We start from the raw sequence: 20,689 nt of genomic DNA, 5'->3' as shown, positions 1-20,689 counted from the left end.
GATCCGACGCTGACCTTCCGCCGGTCCTGCCGCGAGGGCATTTGCGGCTCTTGTTCGATGAACATCGACGGCCGCAACGGTCTGGCCTGCACCACTGCGATCGAGGATGTGAAGGGCGAGGTGCGCATCACGCCGCTCCCGCACATGGACGTGATCAAGGATCTCGTGCCTGATTTCACGCACTTCTACGCGCAATATGCGTCGATCAAGCCGTGGCTCCAGACGGTGACGCCCGAACCGTCGAACAAGGAGCGCCTGCAGTCGCCCGAGGATCGCGCCAAGCTGGACGGCCTGTACGAGTGCATCCTGTGCGCCTGCTGCTCGACCTCCTGCCCCAGCTATTGGTGGAACAGCGACAAGTTCCTCGGCCCCGCAATCCTGCTCCAGGCCTATCGCTGGCTGGCCGACAGCCGTGACGAGATGACCGGCGAGCGACTCGACGAGCTGGAAGACCCCTTCCGCCTCTATCGCTGCCATACGATCATGAATTGCGCCAATGTTTGCCCCAAAGGCTTGAGCCCGGCGCGCGCGATCGCCGAGATCAAGAAGATGGAAATGGAGCGCCAGCTCTGATCCTGCGCGCGTAAATGACGACGGTACTCGCCCGCTACGAGCGGCTTATCGCAGCGGGCGAGCTGAAGCCCGACGCTGACCAGCGCCGGGTTGCCGAGCGGCTGGACGTGCTGGCGCGCGCGCTGGAAGATCAGCCCACCAGGGGCAGCGTGCTGTGGCGCATGCTCGGCCGAAGACCCGATCCGGTTCGAGGTGTTTATCTTTGGGGCGGCGTGGGGCGCGGCAAGTCCATGCTCATGGACCTTCTGTACGACTGCGCGCATGTCCGCTTGAAGCGACGTGTGCACTTTCACGAATTCATGATCGACGTGCATGATCGATTGCGATTCGAGCGCGCCAAGGAAGTTGGCGACCCGATCCCGCCGGTTGCCGTGGCCATCGCTGGCGAGGCCAAGTTGCTCGCCTTCGATGAGATGGTGATCAATAACACGGCCGACGCGGCGATCATGAGTCGTCTCTTTACCGCGATCATCGATGCCGGCACCACGGTGGTGGCTACCTCCAATCGGCCGCCGCGCGATCTTTATAAGGACGGCCTCAACCGCGATCTCTTCCTGCCGTTCATCACGTTGATCGAGCAGAAACTGGACGTAATGCCTTTGAACGGGCCGAGCGACTATCGCCTCGATCGGCTGGCGGGCTTTCCAACCTGGTACACGCCGCTGGGCGACGCCGCCACTCAAGCCGTTTCAGCCGCCTTCTTCCGCCTGACCGATTATCCGCCGAGCGACCGCGTCCATGTTCCGTCGTGCGAGCTGAAGGTGCCCGGCGGGCGCACGCTTCACGTACCGAAGTCGCTGAAGGGGGTGGGCGTGTTCTCCTTCAAGCGTTTGTGCGGCGAGCCGCGTGGCGCGCCTGACTATCTCGCGATCGCTCGCGCCTTCCACACCGTGATCATCGTCGGTATCCCGATCATGGGCCCGAATCTGCGCGACCAGGCAGCGCGGTTTAAAGTGCTGATCGATGCCCTGTACGAGCATAAGGTGAAGCTGCTCGCGGCCGCGGCGGCCGAGCCTAAGGATCTTTATCCAGCCGGCGATGGACTGTTCGAATTCGAGCGGACCGTCTCGCGCCTGATGGAGATGCAGTCGGCCGATTATCTCGCAGAAGGCCATGGCATCGCCCCCAACTGAGGCCGTTGGCGGAAAATATCCGCCTATCCCGGAATGAGTCGGCCCAATACGCCTTTCGAAGGTTGAACCCCTCCGGCTATGGGTCTAAGCGGCCCCGGCAGCTCCGCGGTTGCCTCCTGCGACCGCTCTCACGCGCACTGGATCAGCCTGGAAGGGGTCGCATGGCTCGGAAGAAGATCGCGCTTATTGGCGCGGGCAATATTGGCGGAACCTTGGCCCATCTGGCCGCCAAGAAGGAACTCGGCGACATCGTTCTGTTCGACGTGGTCGAAGGGGTGCCACAGGGTAAAGCACTCGATCTGTCGCAGTGCGGCCCGGTTGAGGGTTTCGACGCCAAGATCACCGGCTCCAACGATTATGCCGACATTGCCGGCGCTGACGTGATTATCGTCACGGCCGGCGTGGCGCGTAAGCCCGGCATGAGCCGCGACGACCTCCTCGGCATCAACCTGAAGGTGATGAAGGCGGTGGGCGAGGGCATCAAGGCCAACGCCCCTGACGCGTTCGTGATCTGCATCACCAACCCGCTGGATGCGATGGTGTGGGCGCTGCGTGAATTTTCCGGTCTGCCGCATCACATGGTGGTCGGCATGGCAGGCGTCCTCGACTCGGCCCGCTTCAGCCATTTCCTGGCCGAGGAATTCGGCGTGTCGGTCAAGGACGTGAACACGTTCGTCCTGGGTGGCCATGGCGACACGATGGTTCCGGTGGTCGAATATTCCACGGTCAACGGCATCCCCGTTCCCGACCTGATCAAGATGGGCAAGTCGACGCAGGAGCGGATCGACGCGATCGTCAAGCGTACGCGCGGCGGCGGCGGTGAGATCGTCGCACTGCTCAAGACCGGCTCGGCCTTCTACGCGCCTGCGACCAGCGGCATTGCCATGGCCGAAGCCTATCTTAACGATCAGAAGCGCATCCTTCCCTGTGCGGCTTATGTCGACGGCCAATATGGCGTGGACGGCCTCTATGTCGGTGTTCCGGTCATGATCGGCGCCGGCGGCGTGGAAGAGATTGTCGAGATCGCATTGAATGACGAGGCCAAGAACAACCTTCAAGTCTCGGTCGATGCGGTTAAGGAATTGCTGGTTGCCTGCCAGGGCATCGACGAAAGCCTGAAATAAGGCAGTCGTGACCCCGGCGCTGCCGGGGTCGCTTGGTACTGACCAGCGCCGACGCTGACAAAGTCTGGACCGCGGCATGGCCGGGGAACCAAAGGATCGAAATTTCGCATGAGCATTCTCGTCAACGCCAACACCAAGGTCATCACGCAAGGGATGACCGGCAAGACCGGCACCTTCCACACGAAGGCGGCGCTGGACTATGGCTCCCAGATGGTAGGCGGCGTTACGCCCGGTAAGGGTGGAACGACCCACGAGGAGCTGGGTTTGCCTATCTTCGATACCGTTCTTGAGGCGGTTCAGACGACTGGCGCCGATGCTTCGGTGGTGTACGTGCCGCCGCCATTCGCCGCCGATTCGATTCTAGAGGCGATCGACGCCGAAGTGCCGCTGATCGTCTGCATCACCGAGGGCATCCCGGTGCTGGACATGGTGCGGGTCAAGCGCGCGCTGACCGGCTCCAAGTCGCGCCTGATTGGCCCTAATTGCCCGGGCGTGCTTACGCCGAACGAGTGCAAGATCGGCATCATGCCCGGCAGCATCTTTTCGAAGGGCTCGGTCGGTGTCGTGTCGCGTTCGGGCACGCTGACCTATGAGGCCGTGTTCCAGACGACTAATGCGGGCCTCGGCCAAACAACGGCGGTTGGCATCGGCGGCGATCCGGTCAATGGGACCAACTTCATCGACGTGCTGGAGCTTTTCCTCGCCGACGATGCCACCGAATCGATCATCATGATCGGAGAGATTGGCGGATCTGCGGAAGAAGAAGCGGCGCAGTTCCTGAAGGACGAAGCGAAGCGCGGTCGTAAGAAGCCGATGGTGGGCTTCATCGCCGGCCGTACGGCGCCTCCGGGCCGTCGCATGGGCCATGCCGGCGCGATCGTCTCGGGTGGTCAGGGCGGCGCCGAAGACAAGATTGCGGCAATGGAAGAGGCAGGCATTCGTGTCGCAGCCTCGCCATCCGAGCTGGGCACGACGCTTTCCGCGCTGCTCAAGGGTTGATTAAGCTGCTGGTAACGCTCACCTGAATAAGGCCCGCCGCGACGGAGCGGTTCAATCCGGCGGCGAAGCGAAACAAGGACGTGCGATGGGTATCGAAGGTATCGGCTTTGACGAGCTGGAGGGCGTAAGCCCCTCCTTCGCGGAGGCGCTGTACCGCCGATACCGCGCAGATCCGCAGTCGGTCGAGCAGGATTGGCGCGACTATTTCGCGGCGCTCGAATCGACCGTGTCGGGCCCCAGCTGGGCGCGCGCCAACTGGCCGCTGAGCGATACGGACGCTCTGACGGCGGGGCTCGACCCGACCCAGATGGAGCCTGCGCCGAAGCCCGCCAAGGGCGGCAAGCCTGCACCGGCGCCGGCAGCCGCTCCAGCGACATCCGCAGCCGACATCACCGCTGCGGCGCTCGATTCGATCCGTGCGACCATCCTGATCCGCACCTACCGGGTGCGTGGCCACTTGCTGGCGGAGCTCGATCCGCTGGGCCTAGCCCATCAGGAATCCCCTGAGGATCTGAAGCCCGAATATCACGGCTTCACGGCCGCCGACATGGATCGCCCTATCTACCTTGGCGGCACGCTCGGCTTCGAGCGCGCAACCGTGCGGGAAATCATCGACGTCCTGAGCCGCAATTACTGCGGCAAGGTCGGGCTCGAATATATGCACATCCAGGACGTGGAGGAGCGCAAGTTCCTGCAGGAGCGGATGGAAGGCAAGGACAAGGAGATCAGCTTCACGCCGGAAGGCAAGAAGGCGATCCTGGCCAAGGTGATCGAGGGCGAGCAGTGGGAGAAATTCCTGGCGCGCAAGTATGTCGGCACGAAGCGCTTCGGTCTCGACGGTGGCGAAAGCATGATACCGGCGCTGGAAGCCGTTCTGAAATATGGCGGTCAGGCTGGTGTCGAGGAAGTCGTGATCGGCATGGCCCACCGCGGCCGCCTGAACGTGCTGACCAACGTGATGAAGAAGCCGTATCGGGTACTCTTCCACGAATTTGGCGGCGGATCGGCGAATCCTGAAGACGTGGGCGGTTCCGGCGACGTCAAATATCACCTGGGCACGTCGACCGATCGCGATTTCGACGGGCATCGTATCCATCTCAGCCTCGCCCCCAATCCTTCGCATCTTGAAGCCGCGGATCCGGTCGTCCTCGGCAAGGCGCGCGCCAAGCAGACGCAGCTCAAGGACAATGAGCGTGCGAAGGTCATGCCGATCCTGATCCACGGCGATGCGGCCTTTGCCGGCCAGGGCATCGTTATGGAATGCTTCGGCTTCTCCGGCCTGCGCGGCTACAATACGGGCGGCACGATCCATTTCGTGATCAACAATCAGGTGGGCTTCACTACCAGCCCGCAATTCGCACGCTCGTCGCCTTATCCCAGCGATATCGCCAAGATGGTACAGGCGCCGATCCTGCACGTGAATGGCGATGATCCTGAAGCGGTGACCTTCGCCTGCAAGGTCGCCACCGAATTCAGGGCACAGTTCAAGCGCGACGTCGTGATCGACATGTGGTGCTATCGCCGGTTCGGCCACAATGAAGGCGACGAGCCCGGCTTCACCCAGCCGCAAATGTATGAGGCGATCCGCAAGCATCCGCCGGTATCCAAGCTGTATGCCGAGCGGCTGATCGCGCAGGGGCAGGTGGATCAGGCCTGGGTTGATCAGACGGAAGGCGAATTTGTCGCCCGCCTGGAAGACGAATTCGAAGCCGGTAAGAGCTACAAGGCCAACAAGGCGGATTGGTTCGAAGGCGAGTGGGCCGGTCTTGCGGCGCCGCGCGAGCCGATTACAGAGCGCCGCGCCGCTGCGAGCGGCGTGACGCGGGAGGCGCTCGATAAGGTCGCAACCAAGCTGACGACCGTCCCGGGTGATATCGTCATCCACAAGACGCTGGCACGCATTCTGGATGCCAAGCGCAGCATGTTCGACAGCGGCGAGGGCTTCGATTGGGCAACGGCGGAAGCGCTCGCCTTCGGCACCTTGTTGCTGGACGATTTCCCGGTGCGCCTGTCCGGCCAGGATGTCGGCCGCGGTACCTTCAGTCAGCGCCACGCGGTGTGGGTCGATCAGACGGACGGCCATAAATATATCCCGCTGTCGGATCTCGACCGCCGGTTCCAGGTCCTCGACAGTCCGCTCAGCGAGTTTGGCGTGCTCGGGTTCGAATATGGTTATGCTGGCCAATCGCCCAACACGCTGGTGTTGTGGGAAGCCCAGTTCGGCGATTTCGCCAACGGCGCGCAGGTGATGATCGATCAATTCATCGCCGCGGGCGAATCCAAGTGGCTGCGGGCCAACGGCCTCGTGATGCTGCTGCCGCACGGCTACGAAGGGCAAGGGCCGGAGCATAGTTCGGCGCGTCTTGAGCGTTATCTGCAGTTGTGCGCCGAGGATAATATCCAGGTCGCGAACTGCACGACGCCGGCCAATTATTTCCACATCCTGCGCCGGCAGATGCTGCGCAAGTTCCGCAAGCCGCTGGTGATCATGACGCCCAAGTCGCTGTTGCGTCACAAGGCGGCGGTTTCGAACATCGATGAATTCCTGGGCGACAGCCACTTCCATCGCGTGCTCGGCGATCCCAGCGCACCGGCGGACGCGGATGTGACGCGGTTGGTCTTGTGCTCGGGCAAGGTATTCTATGACCTTGCGGAAGCACGTGATGCCGCCGGGGATACGAACACCGCAATCTTGCGGGTGGAGCAGCTTTACCCCTTCCCGTCGGACGCGCTGACGGCGCGGATCGCGTCGATGAAGAATGTCGAGACCGTGGTCTGGGCTCAGGAGGAGCCGCGCAACAACGGCGCCTGGGGCTTCGTCGAATGCCAGATCGAAGAGGTGCTCAAGCAGGCGGGCAAGCCCGGCATGCGTCCGGTCTATGCAGGTCGCAAGGCCTCTGCATCCACCGCCACCGGCCTCATGAAGAATCATGCCAAGCAGCAGGCGGCGCTCGTCGCCGAAGCTCTTGGCCACGAACCGAAGCAATAAGGAAAAACGATGGCGACCGACGTAATCGTCCCCACGCTGGGCGAATCGATCACCGAAGCGACCTTGGGCCAGTGGCTCAAGCAGCCCGGAGAAGCGGTAAAGGCTGATGAGCCGATCGCCAGTCTGGAGACCGACAAGGTCGCAGTCGAGGTCAATGCGCCCACGGCGGGTGTGCTTGCCGAGCTGGTTGCGAGCGAAGGCGATACGGTTGCGGTTGGCGCGGTGATCGCGCGGATCCAGGAAGGTGCCGCGGCGCAGACCAGTGCTACGCCTGCGGTGGAAAATCGCACGGCCGTTGGCCAGGCCGAAGCGGCGCAGCCGCCCGAGCCGGCAGCCGCCCCCGCAGTCGAAGCGACACCGGCGGGCTACGGCAACCATGGCGAGGCGGAAGAAGGCGGCAGCGGCAGCCAGGCTCTGTCCCCGTCGGTCCGCCGGGCCGTACTGGAGCACGGGCTTGAGGCATCGAAGATCAAGGGTACGGGCAAGGATGGCCGGCTGACCAAGGAAGATGTCCTTCTGGCCGCGCAATCGGCGCCGGCGCAGGGGCGCGCCCCGGCGGCGGCCGCGTCGACTTCTCCCGCAGCAAGCGTCTCTGCTCCGGCCGCGTCAGGCGGCCGCAAGGAAGAACGCGTTCGCATGTCGCGCCTGCGTCAGACGGTCGCCAAGCGGCTGAAGGAAGCGCAAAACACGGCGGCGATGCTCACGACGTTCAACGACGTCGACATGAGCGAAGTGATCGCCGCGCGCGCGAAATATAAGGATCTATTCGAAAAGAAGCATGGCGTGCGCCTTGGCTTCATGGGTTTCTTCGTGAAGGCGGCCTGTCAGGCATTGCGCGATATTCCGGCGGTGAACGGCTCTATCGAAGGCGATGAGATCGTCTATCATGACTATGCCGACATCTCGGTCGCGGTCTCCGCGCCGAACGGCCTGGTTGTCCCGGTGATCCGCGACGCGCAGGACCTGTCGGTTGCGACGATCGAGAAGACGATTGGCGATTTCGGCAAGCGCGCCAAGGACGGTACGCTCAAGATGGACGAGATGAAGGGCGGTACCTTCACCATCTCCAACGGCGGCGTGTTCGGGTCGCTGATGTCGACCCCGATCATCAACCCGCCACAGTCGGCCGTGCTCGGCCTGCACCGGATCGAGGAGCGCCCGGTCGTCCGCGACGGCCAGGTTGTTGTCCGTCCGATGATGTATCTGGCGCTGAGCTACGATCACCGCCTGATCGATGGTCGCGAAGCGGTGACCTTCCTGGTCGCCCTCAAGAACGCGATCGAGGATCCGACGCGGCTCCTGATCGATCTGTAAGATCAGGGCGTAATCCCCATATTCCGTTCGGGCTGAGCTTGTCGAAGCCCCGTACCTATCTGCGGAACGGAACCGAGACGATACTGCCCTTCGACAAGCTCAGGGCGAACGGAGTGGCGAATGGCTGACTATGATTTCGACGTCCTTGTGATCGGTTCCGGTCCGGGCGGCTATGTGGCGGCGATCCGTGCAGCGCAGCTTGGGCTCAAGACGGCCTGCGCCGAGAGCCGCGCGACCCTGGGGGGGACCTGCCTCAATGTCGGTTGCATCCCGTCCAAGGCTTTGCTGCATGCGTCCGAGCTGTTCGACGAAGCCGCATCCGGCAAGCTCGCGAAGCTTGGCGTTAAGATCGACGGAATGAGCCTCGATCTCGATGCCATGCACGCGCAGCGGATCGATGCCGTCAAGCAACTCACCGGCGGCATCGAATATCTGTTCAAGAAGAACAAGGTCGAATGGCTGAAGGGTCATGCTGCCTTCGAAAGCGCCGATACGGTGAAGATCGGCGATCGTACGGTGCGCGCCAAGCACATCGTGATCGCGACCGGCTCTTCCGTCACCCCGTTGCCGGGTGTGGAGATCTACCAGCAGGTCGTGGTCGATTCGACCGGTGCGCTCGAACTGCCGAAGGTGCCGGGGCATCTCGTCGTGATCGGCGGCGGCGTGATCGGCCTTGAGCTGGGTTCAGTCTGGCGCCGGGTCGGCGCTAAGGTCACCGTGGTCGAGTTCCTCGATCAGATCCTGCCGGGCATGGATGCCGAGGTCCGCAAGGAATCGAACAAGATCTTCAAGAAGCAGGGCATGGAGCTGCGCCTGTCGACCAAGGTCACCAAGGTCGAACGTTCGGGCGAGGGCGCGGTCCTCACGGTCGAACCGTCTGCAGGCGGGGCCGCCGAGACGATCGAAGCCGACGTGGTGCTGGTGGCGATTGGCCGCCGCGCGAATACGGACGGGCTGGCCCTCGACAAGGCCGGCCTGACCGTCAACAAGCGTGGCCAGATCGAGATCGATCATGATTTCGGTACCTCCGTCCCCGGCATCTGGGCGATTGGAGACGTCGTTCCCGGCCCGATGTTGGCGCACAAGGCCGAGGATGAAGGCATCGCGGTGGCCGAAAACATTGCCGGGCTCACGGGCATCGTGAATCACGACGTCATCCCGAGCGTCGTCTACACCACGCCGGAGATTGCCGGCGTCGGCTTGACCGAAGAGCAGGCCAAGGAACGGGGCCCGATCAAGGTTGGCAAGTTCCCCATGCTCGCCAACAGCCGCGCCAAGACCAATCACGAACCGGACGGCTTCGTGAAGATCGTCGCCGATGCGGATAGCGATCGCGTGCTGGGCGTCTGGATCATCGCGACGCTCGCCGGCACGATGATCGCACAGGCTGCCCAGGCGATGGAATTCGGGGCAACGAGCGAGGATATCGCTTATACCTGCCACGCCCATCCGACCCATTCGGAAGCGATCAAGGAAGCGGCGATGGCGGTAACGGGAAAGCCGATCCACATCTGAGCTGTGGGCGGGTTCGCGCCCGCCTTGCTTTCTCCGCCCGACGCCGCGCAGCGTTCGTTGCGGGGCAACCGATGCCGATCTGACGCGTATCTTGCGTGTCCGTAACGATACCGGGATTGAACCATGCGCGTGGTAGCGGCGACAATGACGACGATGGCCCTGCTGCTCGCCGGATGCGGGGAGAAGACGCCCGTGTTGCCGACGGAGCCGCTCGACCGTGCCGCCGCCTGCGGCGTGCTTGAGGCCGGCAGTGCGCGTGAAGCTCTCGGCATGAAAGGCGAACTGCCGGCCGAGGCGCAAGCCCGCGTCCTTCATTATGCCATGCTTTATGCGTCGGAAGGCGGTTCCTTCGACAGGACCAAGTTCAACGCGGTATCGAAGCGCATGCCGACCTTGTCCGATTCGCTCCTTAAAGGGAAGTGGCAGACGCTGCGTCCGGCGTGCGCCAGCGCGTACCCGCCGGCTCAGATTGCCACGCCAACCCTGCCGCCCAAGCCGCTCGATGCGATGCTGCAATGTTATACGATGGCCGATTTCCTGCGCACCGCGTCAACCGGGACGGAAGACCGTTATGGGTTGCTCACGAGCAAGCTCGACAGCAAGATGACGCCGGCTTTGCGCGCCGCGGGCATCGCGAATGGCGATGCCCTGACCGCAAGAAAGAATAGCGCGTTGGCGGCCGCAGCCCAGCTCGGCCAGCCTGTCGCGGTGATCAAGGCGTGCGAGGCGAAATTCGGCGGCTAGCAAGCTTAGGGCAGCCGCTGCCCCAGAACCTGATACGCCATCACGGCGCAGGATATGGCGGCATTCAGACTATCCGCCTTGCCGAGCATCGGTATCTTGACGCGCAGGTCGCACGCCGCTGCATAATCGGAGGGAAGGCCCTGGGCTTCGTTGCCGACCAACAGAAAGGTGGGGGCGACATAGTTCGGAAGGCGATAATCCACGCTGCTGTCCAGGCTCAGGCCGACCAATTGCCCGTCGCCGCTGCGTAGCCAATCGATAAAGTCGGGCCATCGCGCCTGGGCGATGCGCTGCGTGAACATCGCGCCCATACTGGCGCGCACGGCCTCCACCGAAAAAGGGTCGACTGTATCGTCGATCAGGATCAACCCGCCGGCGCCGACCGCGTCGCCGGTGCGCAGCATCGTACCGAGGTTGCCGGGATCCCGCATGGCCTGGGCAACGAGCCAGATGCCCGATGCGGCGCGATCGACACGTGATAAGGCTGTATCGAACTGGCGATATACGCCCAAGACGGCCTGCGGATTATCCTTGCCGGAGAGCTTGTGCAGAATGTCGCGGCTCGTCTCGATAACGTCCCCGCCTTGCCCTTCGACCTTCGCGGACAAGCGTCGGACGATCGGATGATCGCCGCTTTCCCGCGCGAAGAAGAGCATTTGCGGCAGTGTGCCGGCCTCTTCCGCTTCGGCAAGGATACGCAACCCCTCTGCAAGGAACAGGCGCTCCTCGCGGCGGTGACGCTTGTCGCGCAATCCGCGGACGCGCTTGATGAGGGGATTGGAAAAGGCGGTAATCTGGCGCGGCATCGGGCGGGGTCTAGCCGCACCCGATGCCGGAGAGAAGGGTCAGCTGCCGCGTGTCGGCCGGATCGTTGCCGGCTGCGGTGCCTCGCCACCTTTCGGTGGGGGCGGAATGGTGATCATCACATCTTCACCGGAACGGCCGGGGAAGCCGGCGAACATGGCTTCAACCAGGTTTGGCACGAGCCGCGGCAATGCCTGATCGGTAGAACGCGCCCGCGCACGGCCTTCGAACAAGGCTTGCCCGTCGGAGGTGCGACGGATCTTCATCTCCAGCTGGCTGACATAATAGGTGTAGCTGTTGACCTGCGGATAGCCGAACGGATCATACCAGAAGGGATCTGCCCAGCCGTAATAGAAGCCCCGACCGTACAGACCGCCGCGGAAACCGCGCCGGTATCCGACGCCCCAGTTGCCGTACGGGCCCCAGCCCCAGGATGGGCCGATGCCGGGGGTGGTGACTACTTTTTCGTGGCCATTGTCGACGCCATAATCCATCGACACGACAAAGGTCGGCTTGGCGTCACCCGATGCCTCGCGATAGCCCAGCGCGGTCAGGCGCGAACTGACCAGCTGCGCATAATTCTGAAATTCGATCCCGCCTTGCTTGCGAGGATCGGCTGCCTGGACGACAAAGGTCTGCCCTTGCGGAGGCGGCATCATCTGGAAGCGGGACACATCGGCTTTGAAGGGCGTAGCGCACGCGCTGAGAAGGAGCAGTGCGGCGGGGGCAGCGATGGTAAGAAGCGAGCGGCGAAAAGACATAGTCTTGTGTCCCGAAAGGCTTGGAAGTCGAAGCTAAAGCGAAATTACTTAACCACGATTGAACGTTCCGAACCTGCGGTCAGTTGCTCGATTCGTCGTGCGACTCACAGGCCCAATGCGGCGTAGGCGCCGCCAAGTGTAGGTGCTGCAACGCGGTTGGCCTTCTCGGCGCCGAGCTTCAGCAGGCGGTCCAGTTCCGCCGGATCTTGCTGGAGCTCTGCGAACCGAGCCCCGATCGGGCGGAGCTTTTCTACTGTAAGCTCCGCCAGTGCGGGCTTGAACGCTCCGAACCCCTGGCCAGCAAATCGCGCCAGCACGTCCTTCACCGGCTCGTCGGCCAGCGCGGAATAGATCGTCACCAGATTTCTGGCTTCGGGCCGGCCATCCAATAAGCCTGGATCGTCCGGGAGCGGTTCGGGGTCCGTCTTCGCCTTGCGGATCTTCTGGGTAATCAAATCCGGGTCGTCGGCCAGGTTGATGCGGCTCATGTCCGACGCGTCGGACTTGGACATCTTGGCGGCCCCATCGCGCAGCGACATGATCCGTGCCGCTGCGGGCGGAATGATCGGTTCCGGCAAGGTGAAGAGCTCAACCGCATAATCGGTGTTGAACTTGATAGCGATGTCGCGCGCCAGTTCCAGATGCTGCTTCTGATCGTCGCCGACCGGCACGTGGGTCGCCTGGTAAAGCAGCACGTCAGCCGCCTGCAAAACGGGATAGGTATAGAGCGCGACCGAGGCGCCCTCCCGATTCTTGCCCGATTTGTCCTTGAACTGGGTCATACGATTGAGCCAGCCCACCCGGGCCGTACCGTTCAGCAACCAGGCAAGCTCGCTATGCGCCGGCACATCGCGCTGGCGAAACAGCGTCGATCGGGCTGGATCGACACCGCAGGCGATAAGCGCCGCCGCCATTTCGCGGATGCCACGGCGTAGCTCCGCTGGATCCTGATATTGGCTGATCGCATGAAGGTCGGCGAGAAAGAAGAAGCACTCGCCTCCACTCTCCTCCATCGCATCCTGCATGCGCACCCAATTTCGGATCGCACCCAGATAATTGCCGAGGTGGAGATTGCCGGTGGGCTGGATACCTGAGACGGTGCGCATGATCCCGACGCTCTCGTGCACGCGATGCGGCCCGTCAAGCGCCGCCCGTCGCCGTTGAGACTAGCGGCGGCGCACCAGCAGTTTGATGTCTTCGCGGCGGAATGCGCCGGTGGCGAAGCAGGCGATCGCATAGACCAGTGCACCGCCAGCGCAGAGCACTGCCAAGGCGGTAATCCGAATCGGCAGCGATCGGATCAGATAGGCTTCGACATAGGGCGCCAGAAGATACAGCACCGCCCCCATCATCAGCGCGGCGAGCAGCAGCCGGGGAATGCGGCGGCGCAAACGTGCGTCTGCGGTGAAGTGTCCGCGCTTGCCCAATGTGCGATAGAGCATGGCCACGTTGACGCTGGAGGACAGTGCCGTGGCCAGCGGGGGACCCATCGTGCCGATCGTAGGAATCAGGATCAGGTTTCCGACAATGTTCACCCCAACCGAGATGATCGCGTAACGAACGGGCGTGCGGGTGTCGGCCCGCGCGTAAAAGCCGGGGGTCAGCACCTTCACCAGAACATAGGATGGCAGGCCGATCGAAAAGGCGCTGAGCGCCCAAGCGACCCGTGTGGTGTCGGCCGCGGTAAACGCGCCGTGCTGGAACACACCGCGTACGATGGGATGCGCCGCAAAGATGAACGCGGCGGTCGCGGGGAGGGTCAGGAACAGCGCCAGTTCGATGCCGCGATTCTGCGTTTCCAGCGCCTCCGCCTCCTGGCCCCGGGTCAGCAGGCGCGAAACCGTGGGTAGCAAGACTGTACCAAGGCCGATGCCGATCATGCCCAGGGGCAGCTGATTCAATCGATCTGCATAATAAAGTGCGGAGATCGAGCCGGCCGAGAGCAGGGCGCCGGCAAGCGCGGTCGAGATGACGAGGTTGATCTGTGACGCGCCGGCCCCGGTTGCCGCCGGCAGGATCAGCTTCATCAGCTGCTTGACGTCATCGTCCCAGACCGGGCGGCGCAACCGCATGCTGACTCCGGCGCGCCGGCAGGCGTGGATCAGCCAAAGCAGCTGGAGGATGCCGCCCGCGGTCACGGAAATTGCCTGCACCCGGGCGGTCGCATAGGCATCCGGCCCGTGAAAAAAGAACAGGCCGGCGACCATCGCGATATTCAGCAGGATCGGCGCCGCTGCATTCACCCAGAACCGCTCGAGCGAGTTCAGGATGCTGCCCAGCAGCGATGCGAGGCTGATCAGCATCAGATAAGGGATGGTGATCCGTGACAGCAGCACCGCGAAGGCGAATTGCTCGCGCGTGGGATGCTGGCGGTGAAAGCCGCCGGCCAGCAGCCAAGTCACCGGCCATGCCGCAATCAGCATCGCGATCGTGAAGACCAGCAGAAAAGGGAAGAGGACGGCGAGCGCGCGTTCGGCGAAATCGATCGCTGTGCGCGTGTTGCCGTCTGCCGCCTTGCGGTTGAACATCGGGATGAACGCGGCCGAAAACGCGCCTTCGGCAAAGAAGGCGCGAAACATGTTCGGCAATCGGAACGCGACAAGGAAGGCGTCGGACGCGAAACCGGCGCCGACATAGGTCGCCTGCAGCGTGTCACGGACCAGCGCCAGCAGGCGGCTGACCAACGTCAGTCCGCCAACCGACCCAAGCGAGCGGGCCAGCCGCACCGGCGCTATTCCCCCCGCTCGTGCTTATGCCTGGCCGGCAGGCTCGCTCTCGGCCAGCTGGCCGGCCGCAGCCGCCTGCTGGAGGTACATGGCGCCGAAATCGATCGGGTCGAGCAGCAGCGGCGGGAAATTGCCGTCGCGCACCACTTCCGCAACGATCCGCCGTGCGAACGGGAACAACAGGCGGGGCGCTTCCGCGTAGAGGAACGGAGCCAGCTGTTCCGGATCGATGTTGCGCGCACCGAACAGGCCGGCATAGACCAGCTCCACAGCAAACATGGTCGAGTTGTTCTCACCGATCGCGCGGATTTCGATCTTCATTGACACTTCGTGCACGTCCTCAGCCACCGGCGTCACGCCGATGTGGAACTGGACGTCGATCTGCGGCTGAACCTGCGTCTGATAGACGGCGGGCGCGTTCGGGTTTTCGAACGACAGATCCTTCACATATTGCGCGATAAGGCCGATCTGGGCCTCCGTATCCGCACCGTTGGGGAGGGCGCCTTCGGGCGCTGCGTTGCTGTCGTTTTCGGCCATGGCGTGATCAGTCCTGAATGTCTGGAGCGGGGCCGCTGCTTGGGACCCGCGGGCGGCCCGCCGCTAGCAGCACGGTTGGGCAAGGGCAATGCGGAACCCCGAGGCCAGCGCCGCGTCTAGCAGTTGGTCGGTTTGCAGATTGGCCGCGCGCGTCCTATGTAGTGCGTGTAAAGTTTTGGAGGTCGGGTGGCCACGCTGATCGTTCTTGCCCTGGTATTCGTGTTCGTCGCGCTTCGGCTGTGGAGCGTGCTTGGACGGCGCACGGGTCATGAGCAGTCGCTCGTGAAGCCGGAAAGCGTGCCTCAGGTGCGCAACGTGCTGGTCAAGGCGCCCGACGCCGATCGTACGCCCGCCATCGGGCAGGAGCCCGCGACCTCGCCCAGTGCCGCTGCCGGCTTGCGCGCCATTGCCGCCGCCGATCCGCAGTTCGATCTGGCGCGCTTCATCGAAGGCGCCCGATCCGCTTACGGCATGGTTCTGGAAGCCTATTGGCGCGGCGATCAGGATACGCTCGACAAGCTGGTCGACGCGGATGTCGCCAGCGCCTTCTCCCAGGCGATCAAGGAGCGCGAGGAGGATGGAGAGACGCTGGACAACCGGCTGATCTCGATCGAGCAGGCGCAGATTGACGACGCTCACATCGACAATGGCGTGGCCCACATTCGTATCCGCTTCGAGGCGGATGTGGCGGCGGTGACGCGCGATCGCGATGGGAATGTGGTGGCCGGATCCCTCACCGATGCCGTGCCGACGCATGACGTCTGGACCTTTAGCCGCCAGATCAAATCGCCCAATCCGAACTGGATGCTGACCGAGACCGACGAAGCGGCTTGATCGATTGATGCGGGGAGGGTCAATCCGTCGCGCCGGCTGCGCGCTCGCCCTGGCGATGCTTGTCGCAGCTTGCGCGACCACCCCACCACCAAGGCCGACCGCGCCCGTTCCGACGCCAACTCCTGTGCCAACGGCCCCTCGGCCGATGCCGCCCGTGCGGCCCGCCAACCCCAAGACAGCGGCCGAAACGGGGGTAGCGGCGGGCCCGGCCGTATCTTCGCTCGACATCACGCCTGATCAGGCAAGCGCCGCTTTGTCGGCTTTCAAGTCGTCCTGCCGTGCGCTGATGAAGCGTCGGGATGTGAGTGGGCTCACCGAGCCGGGCGCGTGGGCGCCGGCCTGCACCGCGGCGGCGGCTCCTGACGTCAATCCCATCACCTTCTTCCAGACCCAGTTCGAAACGGCCCTGGTGGGGTCGGGCGCCTTGTTTGCGACGGGCTATTACGAGCCGGAGATTGACGGCTCGCGCTCGCACGATCCGGGTTATGACGTTCCCGTCTACAAGCGTCCGCCCGATCTGGTCGAACGTGACACCGGCCTTGCTGCCGGGGGTCCTCCTTCGGGCAAGAAGGCGCGCGGGCGGATTCAGGATGGGAAGCTGGTCCCCTATTATGATCGCGCGGCGATCGATGCCGGTGCGCTGGCGGGCCAAGGGCTGGAACTCGCCTGGGCCAAGGATCCGGTAGAGTTTTTTTTCCTGCAGGTTCAGGGGTCGGGCAGGCTGCTGTTGCCGGATGGCAGTGTGATGCGGATCGGCTATGATTCGCAGAACGGCCGCGAATATACCGGGATCGGCAAGATGATGCGGGATCAGGGGCTGATCGGCCCCGGGACCAGCTATGCGACATCGATGCAGGGGATCATGCAATATATTGCGGATCATCCCGATCAGACGCGCACCATCCTGGAAGCGAATAAGAGCTTCGTGTTCTTCCGCGAACTGACCGGCGCCGGCCCGATCGGCGCTATGGGGGCGCCGGTGGTCGGCCATGTCAGCGTTGCCGCCGATCCGGCCTTCGTGCCGCTGGGTGCGCCAGTCTGGCTGTCGGCCGACCGCCCGGAGGCGACGGGGCTGTGGGTAGCTCAGGACACGGGTGGCGCGATCAAGGGCGCCAATCGGGTCGACACCTTCTGGGGCGCCGGCGTGGCAGCACGCATCACTGCCGGCGGTATGTCTGCACGCGGGCAGATGTTGATCCTGGTGCCCCGCGGCACCCTGGCGAAGTTGCGGCGTGAAGCGCAGGAAGAGCGACTCGATGCCATCGGGGCCACGTCTCAGCGCTGAGGAACTCGCGCTTTGGGCGCGTGTCGCATCAACCGTGACGCCGCTTGAAGGGCGTGCACCACCCCAGGAGGCCGCACCTGCGCCAATCAAGCCGGGAGCGGTCAGACAGTCCCTGGGTGCGCCGCGTGCTCCAGCCAAACAGGATCACCGCGCAGGTCCGCGTCGTCCCGCACCCGGCCCGCCCTCCGATACGCTGGATGGTGGCTGGGATCGACGCCTGCGGCAGGGAAGCGTTGCGCCCGACCGTACGATCGATCTTCACGGCCATACGTTGGTGAGCGCCCAGTCAGCGCTGGAACATGCCCTCGCGCGGGCGGTGGCGGATGATGCGCGGGTGCTGCTGGTCATCACCGGAAAGCCGCCTAAACCCGATGCCCGCGGCCGGGGCCTGATCCGAGCGAGTATCGGTGATTGGCTGGGTACGTCCGGCTATCGCGATCGGATTGCCGCCGTCCGCCACGCGCATCCGCGCCATGGCGGTAACGGCGCGCTTTATGTCATCCTGCGGCGAAGGCGCGCCGGATGATATCGGCGTAAATGTCGCGCAGTGCGTGAAGGTCCGCGACCGCCACCGCTTCATCCAGCTTGTGCATGGTGGCGTTGATCAGGCCGAACTCCACCGTCGGTGCAAGCTTCGACAGGAAACGCGCATCCGACGTTCCGCCGGTAGTGGACAGCTCCGGTGAAACCCCGGTGACCTGTGTGATCGCGGCACCGACGAGCGCTGAAAACGCGCCGGGCTGGGTCAAAAATGCTTCCCCCGAAATACGCGCTTCCAGTCGCGCATGCGGTGCCTCCGTCGCGACGACCGATCGTACCTGTTCCACCAGATCGGCGCCACGCTGCATGTCGTTGAAGCGAATGTTCAACCGCGCCCGTGCCGCCCCGGGGATGACATTGGTGGCCTCATTGCCGGTATCGACGTCTGTGAATTCCAGATTGGAAGGCTGAAACCAGCTATTACCGGAATCGAGTTCCCATGCGGCCAAACGGGCTACGATCCGCGCCAGGGCGGGTATCGGGTTGGCGGCGAGGTGAGGGTAGGCGACATGTCCCTGGGTGCCGGGCACCGTGATCCACATATTCACCGATCCGCGCCGGCCGATCTTGATCGTGTCGCCCAGCCGGGCGCCGGAAGTCGGCTCGCCCACCAGGATCATGTCGGGTCGATGGCCTTGTGCCTGCATCCAATCGATGATGGCGGTAGTGCCGTGTGTCGCCGGCCCCTCCTCATCGCCGGTGATGATCACAGCGAGCGTACCGGTGTGCTCGCGCACGTCGGCGGCTGCCGCCATGAACGCCGCGATGGCGCCTTTCATATCGACCGCACCGCGGCCGTAGAGAAGCCCGTCTTCGATACGTGGAGTGAAGGCGGATTCGGTCCAACCCTCGCCCGGTGGGACGACATCGCTATGTCCCGCAAAGGCGAAGAAGGGCGCACCGCTGCCGCGGAGGGCAATCAGATTCTCGATCGGACCGTCGGGCGGTCCTCCGCTGGTGAAGCGATGGACGGTGAAGCCTTGCGCGATCAACCCTTCGGCAATCACCTGCTGCGCGCCGGCGTCGTGAGGGGTCACGCTGGGGCAGGCAATCAATTTGCTGGCAAGATCGACTGGATCGAACGACATGCCCGCCGGTTAGCGCGCGCTTCTGCATTCGTCATGCTGAACTTGCCTGCATTGGCGTGATCGCACGCCGCAGTGAAGCAATGCCGGGGTCAAGCTGACGCTGATCCATGAAAGATGCGGATCAACGGCTCGCCCCGACGGCGATCTGCACAAACGTCGTCGGGGTGAAGCGCGGTAGGTTTAGCGGGCGCCGGTCTTCCGGACGGCGCCGCGATGGGCGCCGGGCGCGCCCTTGCGCGGGCCGAAATGCCGCTTCGGCGGACCGCCGGCCGGGCGTTCACCCGCCGGACGGCCACCGTCGGATCGACGCTGACCCTGGCCGTGGCGCTGACCATGCGAACGGTCGGGACGCTCCTCGGACTTGGCAGGCTTCGGCAAGCGTGCCTGTTCGGCCAGGAAATTCTCCGGCAGCGGCACGATCGTGGGACGTACGCGTGTCAGCTTCTCGATCCCGCGCAGATAAGGCCGCTCGTCATCCGCTACATAGGAAATAGCGAGACCGGTCGCGCCCGCCCGCGCCGTGCGGCCGATGCGATGGACATATTGCTCGGGCACGTTCGGCAGTTCGAAGTTGAACACGTGGCTGACGCCGGAGACGTCGATGCCGCGCGCCGCGATGTCCGTGGCGACCAAGATCGGCGCAAGGCCCGACTTGAACTCAGCCAAAGCGCGTTCACGCTGCGGCTGGCTCTTATTGCCGTGGATCGCATTGGCAGCGATGCCGGCGGCGAGGAGATGCTTCACCACGCGATCCGCACCATGCTTTGTGCGGGTGAAGACCAGCGCGCGATCAATCGTCTCGCGCTTGATCGTCAGCGTCAGCAGGGCCTGCTTTTCCGACTGGTTTACATAGGTAACGAACTGTTCGACGCGTTCCGCCGTTGTCGACGGCGGCGCAACCGAAACCTTGGCGGGATCGGTCAGGAAGCTATCGCCCAGATCGGCGATCGTCTTCGGCATCGTCGCCGAGAAGAACAGGGTCTGGCGCTTCTTGGGCACCAGCTGGTGGATGCGCTTGAGGGCGTGAATGAAGCCCAGATCAAGCATCTGATCGGCTTCGTCGAGCACCAGGATCTCAACATCGCGCAGCGTCAACGCGCGTTGATCGATGAGATCGAGCAGACGACCCGGCGTGGCGACCAGAATGTCCACGCCTGCTTGAAGCTGGCGCATCTGGCGGTTGATCGGCACACCACCGAAGACGGTCATGACCGAGAGGCGGAGGTTCTTGCCATAAGCGGTGAAGCTGTCGGCGATCTGGCTGGCAAGCTCACGCGTCGGCGCCAGCACCAGCATGCGGCAGCCCTTGGGCGGCCGCGGCTTGAATTCGGCGGCCAAGCGATGGAGCGACGGCAGCGCGAAAGCTGCGGTCTTGCCGGTGCCGGTCTGGGCGATACCGCACAGATCACGGCCTTCCAGGACGACAGGAATGGCCTGCGCCTGGATCGGCGTGGGAATTTCATAGCCCTTGGCGGCAAGCGCCTGCTGCAGGGGAGCGGCGAGGCCGAGGTCGGAAAATTTGATCAAGTTATGCACTTTCGTGTGCGCGAACAGCCGTTCGGAATCGCTCCGAACCGCGGCAAGCGGGTTCATGAGACGACCCGCGTGAAAGGGGAGCCCTTGGCTACAGCATCGGATGGCGAGCACGACCCGCCTGGCGGGAGTTCACGCTGCTCGCTTCGCCGTAATATACGTCGATGCTGCGAGGCAGATAGTCTGTTGC

Annotated in this window: 18 protein-coding genes; 11 read left to right on the top strand and 7 right to left on the bottom strand. The window is 63.7% G+C overall.

The window, feature by feature from the left end; genetic code table 11:
* The 8 genes from ACOJSI_RS01815 to ACOJSI_RS01780 form a co-directional block, all read left to right on the top strand.
* Nucleotides 1–573 (top strand): succinate dehydrogenase iron-sulfur subunit (locus ACOJSI_RS01815; RefSeq protein WP_420136541.1); only part of this gene is annotated, 573 nt, incomplete at its 5' end.
* Between the two features lie 14 nt (nt 574–587).
* Nucleotides 588–1,706: a cell division protein ZapE gene (gene zapE / locus ACOJSI_RS01810; RefSeq protein WP_420136540.1), complete on the top strand. Its 1,119-nt coding sequence runs from the start codon at nt 588–590 to the stop codon at nt 1,704–1,706.
* Nucleotides 1,707–1,867: 161 nt separating this feature from the next.
* Nucleotides 1,868–2,830: a malate dehydrogenase gene (gene mdh / locus ACOJSI_RS01805; protein ID WP_420136539.1), complete on the top strand. Its 963-nt coding sequence runs from the start codon at nt 1,868–1,870 to the stop codon at nt 2,828–2,830.
* 108 nt (nt 2,831–2,938) lie between these two features.
* A complete protein-coding gene (sucD, locus tag ACOJSI_RS01800; protein ID WP_420136538.1) occupies nt 2,939–3,829 on the top strand; it encodes a succinate--CoA ligase subunit alpha in 891 nt (296 codons plus the stop codon).
* An 85-nt stretch (nt 3,830–3,914) separates the two neighbouring features.
* Nucleotides 3,915–6,818: a 2-oxoglutarate dehydrogenase E1 component gene (locus tag ACOJSI_RS01795; RefSeq protein WP_420136537.1), complete on the top strand. Its 2,904-nt coding sequence runs from the start codon at nt 3,915–3,917 to the stop codon at nt 6,816–6,818.
* Nucleotides 6,819–6,827: 9 nt separating this feature from the next.
* Nucleotides 6,828–8,132 (top strand): 2-oxoglutarate dehydrogenase complex dihydrolipoyllysine-residue succinyltransferase, encoded by a 1,305-nt coding sequence (odhB, locus tag ACOJSI_RS01790; protein ID WP_420136536.1) that lies wholly within the window; start codon nt 6,828–6,830, stop codon nt 8,130–8,132.
* 120 nt (nt 8,133–8,252) lie between these two features.
* A complete protein-coding gene (gene lpdA, locus ACOJSI_RS01785) occupies nt 8,253–9,647 on the top strand; it encodes a dihydrolipoyl dehydrogenase (protein ID WP_420136535.1) in 1,395 nt (464 codons plus the stop codon).
* A gap of 123 nt (nt 9,648–9,770) precedes the next feature.
* The gene (locus ACOJSI_RS01780; protein ID WP_420136534.1) at nt 9,771–10,391 is read left to right on the top strand and encodes a hypothetical protein; all 621 of its coding nucleotides are present in this window, start codon (nt 9,771–9,773) and stop codon (nt 10,389–10,391) included.
* Nucleotides 10,392–10,396: 5 nt separating this feature from the next.
* Here the strand turns inward: ACOJSI_RS01780 and ACOJSI_RS01775 are convergent, their stop codons facing one another.
* From ACOJSI_RS01775 to secB, 5 genes are all read right to left on the bottom strand, one after another.
* Nucleotides 10,397–11,197, bottom strand: a complete 801-nt coding sequence (locus tag ACOJSI_RS01775) for a TrmH family RNA methyltransferase (protein WP_420136533.1) — start codon at nt 11,195–11,197, stop codon at nt 10,397–10,399.
* Nucleotides 11,198–11,236: 39 nt separating this feature from the next.
* Entirely contained in the window at nt 11,237–11,869 is a 633-nt protein-coding gene (locus ACOJSI_RS01770; RefSeq protein ID WP_420136532.1) for a DUF4136 domain-containing protein, read from the bottom strand.
* Between the two features lie 191 nt (nt 11,870–12,060).
* Nucleotides 12,061–13,062 (bottom strand): tryptophan--tRNA ligase, encoded by a 1,002-nt coding sequence (gene trpS / locus ACOJSI_RS01765; protein ID WP_420136531.1) that lies wholly within the window; start codon nt 13,060–13,062, stop codon nt 12,061–12,063.
* A 60-nt stretch (nt 13,063–13,122) separates the two neighbouring features.
* Nucleotides 13,123–14,682 carry a murein biosynthesis integral membrane protein MurJ gene (gene murJ, locus ACOJSI_RS01760; RefSeq protein WP_420136530.1) on the bottom strand — a complete coding sequence of 520 codons (1,560 nt, stop codon included), beginning with the start codon at nt 14,680–14,682 and terminating at the stop codon, nt 13,123–13,125.
* A 24-nt stretch (nt 14,683–14,706) separates the two neighbouring features.
* Complete coding sequence (secB, locus tag ACOJSI_RS01755; protein WP_420136529.1) at nt 14,707–15,219, bottom strand: protein-export chaperone SecB; 513 nt, start codon at nt 15,217–15,219, stop codon at nt 14,707–14,709.
* A gap of 186 nt (nt 15,220–15,405) precedes the next feature.
* Here secB and ACOJSI_RS01750 point away from each other — a divergent pair, with 186 nt between their 5' ends.
* Genes ACOJSI_RS01750 through ACOJSI_RS01740 form a run of 3 tightly spaced genes read left to right on the top strand, consistent with a single transcriptional unit; the run spans nt 15,406 to nt 17,864 of the window.
* The gene (locus tag ACOJSI_RS01750) at nt 15,406–16,053 is read left to right on the top strand and encodes a Tim44/TimA family putative adaptor protein (protein WP_420136528.1); all 648 of its coding nucleotides are present in this window, start codon (nt 15,406–15,408) and stop codon (nt 16,051–16,053) included.
* A gap of 7 nt (nt 16,054–16,060) precedes the next feature.
* The gene (locus ACOJSI_RS01745; RefSeq protein ID WP_420136527.1) at nt 16,061–17,338 is read left to right on the top strand and encodes a murein transglycosylase A; all 1,278 of its coding nucleotides are present in this window, start codon (nt 16,061–16,063) and stop codon (nt 17,336–17,338) included.
* 34 nt (nt 17,339–17,372) lie between these two features.
* Nucleotides 17,373–17,864 carry a Smr/MutS family protein gene (locus ACOJSI_RS01740; protein ID WP_420136526.1) on the top strand — a complete coding sequence of 164 codons (492 nt, stop codon included), beginning with the start codon at nt 17,373–17,375 and terminating at the stop codon, nt 17,862–17,864.
* Here ACOJSI_RS01740 and dapE read toward each other — a convergent pair.
* The gene (dapE, locus tag ACOJSI_RS01735) at nt 17,836–18,966 is read right to left on the bottom strand and encodes a succinyl-diaminopimelate desuccinylase (protein WP_420136525.1); all 1,131 of its coding nucleotides are present in this window, start codon (nt 18,964–18,966) and stop codon (nt 17,836–17,838) included. The two genes, ACOJSI_RS01740 and dapE, sit on opposite strands and share 29 nt — an antisense overlap.
* Before the next feature lie 180 nt (nt 18,967–19,146).
* Nucleotides 19,147–20,490 (bottom strand): DEAD/DEAH box helicase, encoded by a 1,344-nt coding sequence (locus ACOJSI_RS01730; protein WP_420136545.1) that lies wholly within the window; start codon nt 20,488–20,490, stop codon nt 19,147–19,149.
* Between the last annotated feature and the right edge of the window lie 199 nt (nt 20,491–20,689).

It is taken from the genome of Sphingomonas sp. (genome assembly GCF_048595155.1).
GTDB lineage: Bacteria > Pseudomonadota > Alphaproteobacteria > Sphingomonadales > Sphingomonadaceae > Sphingomonas_I.
Note: the sequence above shows the minus strand (reverse complement) of the source record. Positions and strands in the feature narration are given on the sequence as shown.

Coding starts and splice junctions, on each gene's coding strand:
- sucD (WP_420136538.1), top strand. CDS start 2,939: ATGAGCATTCTCGTCAACGCCAACACCAAGGTCATCACGCAAGGGATG.
- odhB (WP_420136536.1), top strand. CDS start 6,828: ATGGCGACCGACGTAATCGTCCCCACGCTGGGCGAATCGATCACCGAA.
- mdh (WP_420136539.1), top strand. CDS start 1,868: ATGGCTCGGAAGAAGATCGCGCTTATTGGCGCGGGCAATATTGGCGGA.
- ACOJSI_RS01795 (WP_420136537.1), top strand. CDS start 3,915: ATGGGTATCGAAGGTATCGGCTTTGACGAGCTGGAGGGCGTAAGCCCC.
- lpdA (WP_420136535.1), top strand. CDS start 8,253: ATGGCTGACTATGATTTCGACGTCCTTGTGATCGGTTCCGGTCCGGGC.
- trpS (WP_420136531.1), bottom strand. CDS start 13,062: ATGCGCACCGTCTCAGGTATCCAGCCCACCGGCAATCTCCACCTCGGC.
- dapE (WP_420136525.1), bottom strand. CDS start 18,966: ATGTCGTTCGATCCAGTCGATCTTGCCAGCAAATTGATTGCCTGCCCC.
- ACOJSI_RS01745 (WP_420136527.1), top strand. CDS start 16,061: ATGCGGGGAGGGTCAATCCGTCGCGCCGGCTGCGCGCTCGCCCTGGCG.
- ACOJSI_RS01775 (WP_420136533.1), bottom strand. CDS start 11,197: ATGCCGCGCCAGATTACCGCCTTTTCCAATCCCCTCATCAAGCGCGTC.
- zapE (WP_420136540.1), top strand. CDS start 588: ATGACGACGGTACTCGCCCGCTACGAGCGGCTTATCGCAGCGGGCGAG.
- secB (WP_420136529.1), bottom strand. CDS start 15,219: ATGGCCGAAAACGACAGCAACGCAGCGCCCGAAGGCGCCCTCCCCAAC.
- ACOJSI_RS01780 (WP_420136534.1), top strand. CDS start 9,771: ATGCGCGTGGTAGCGGCGACAATGACGACGATGGCCCTGCTGCTCGCC.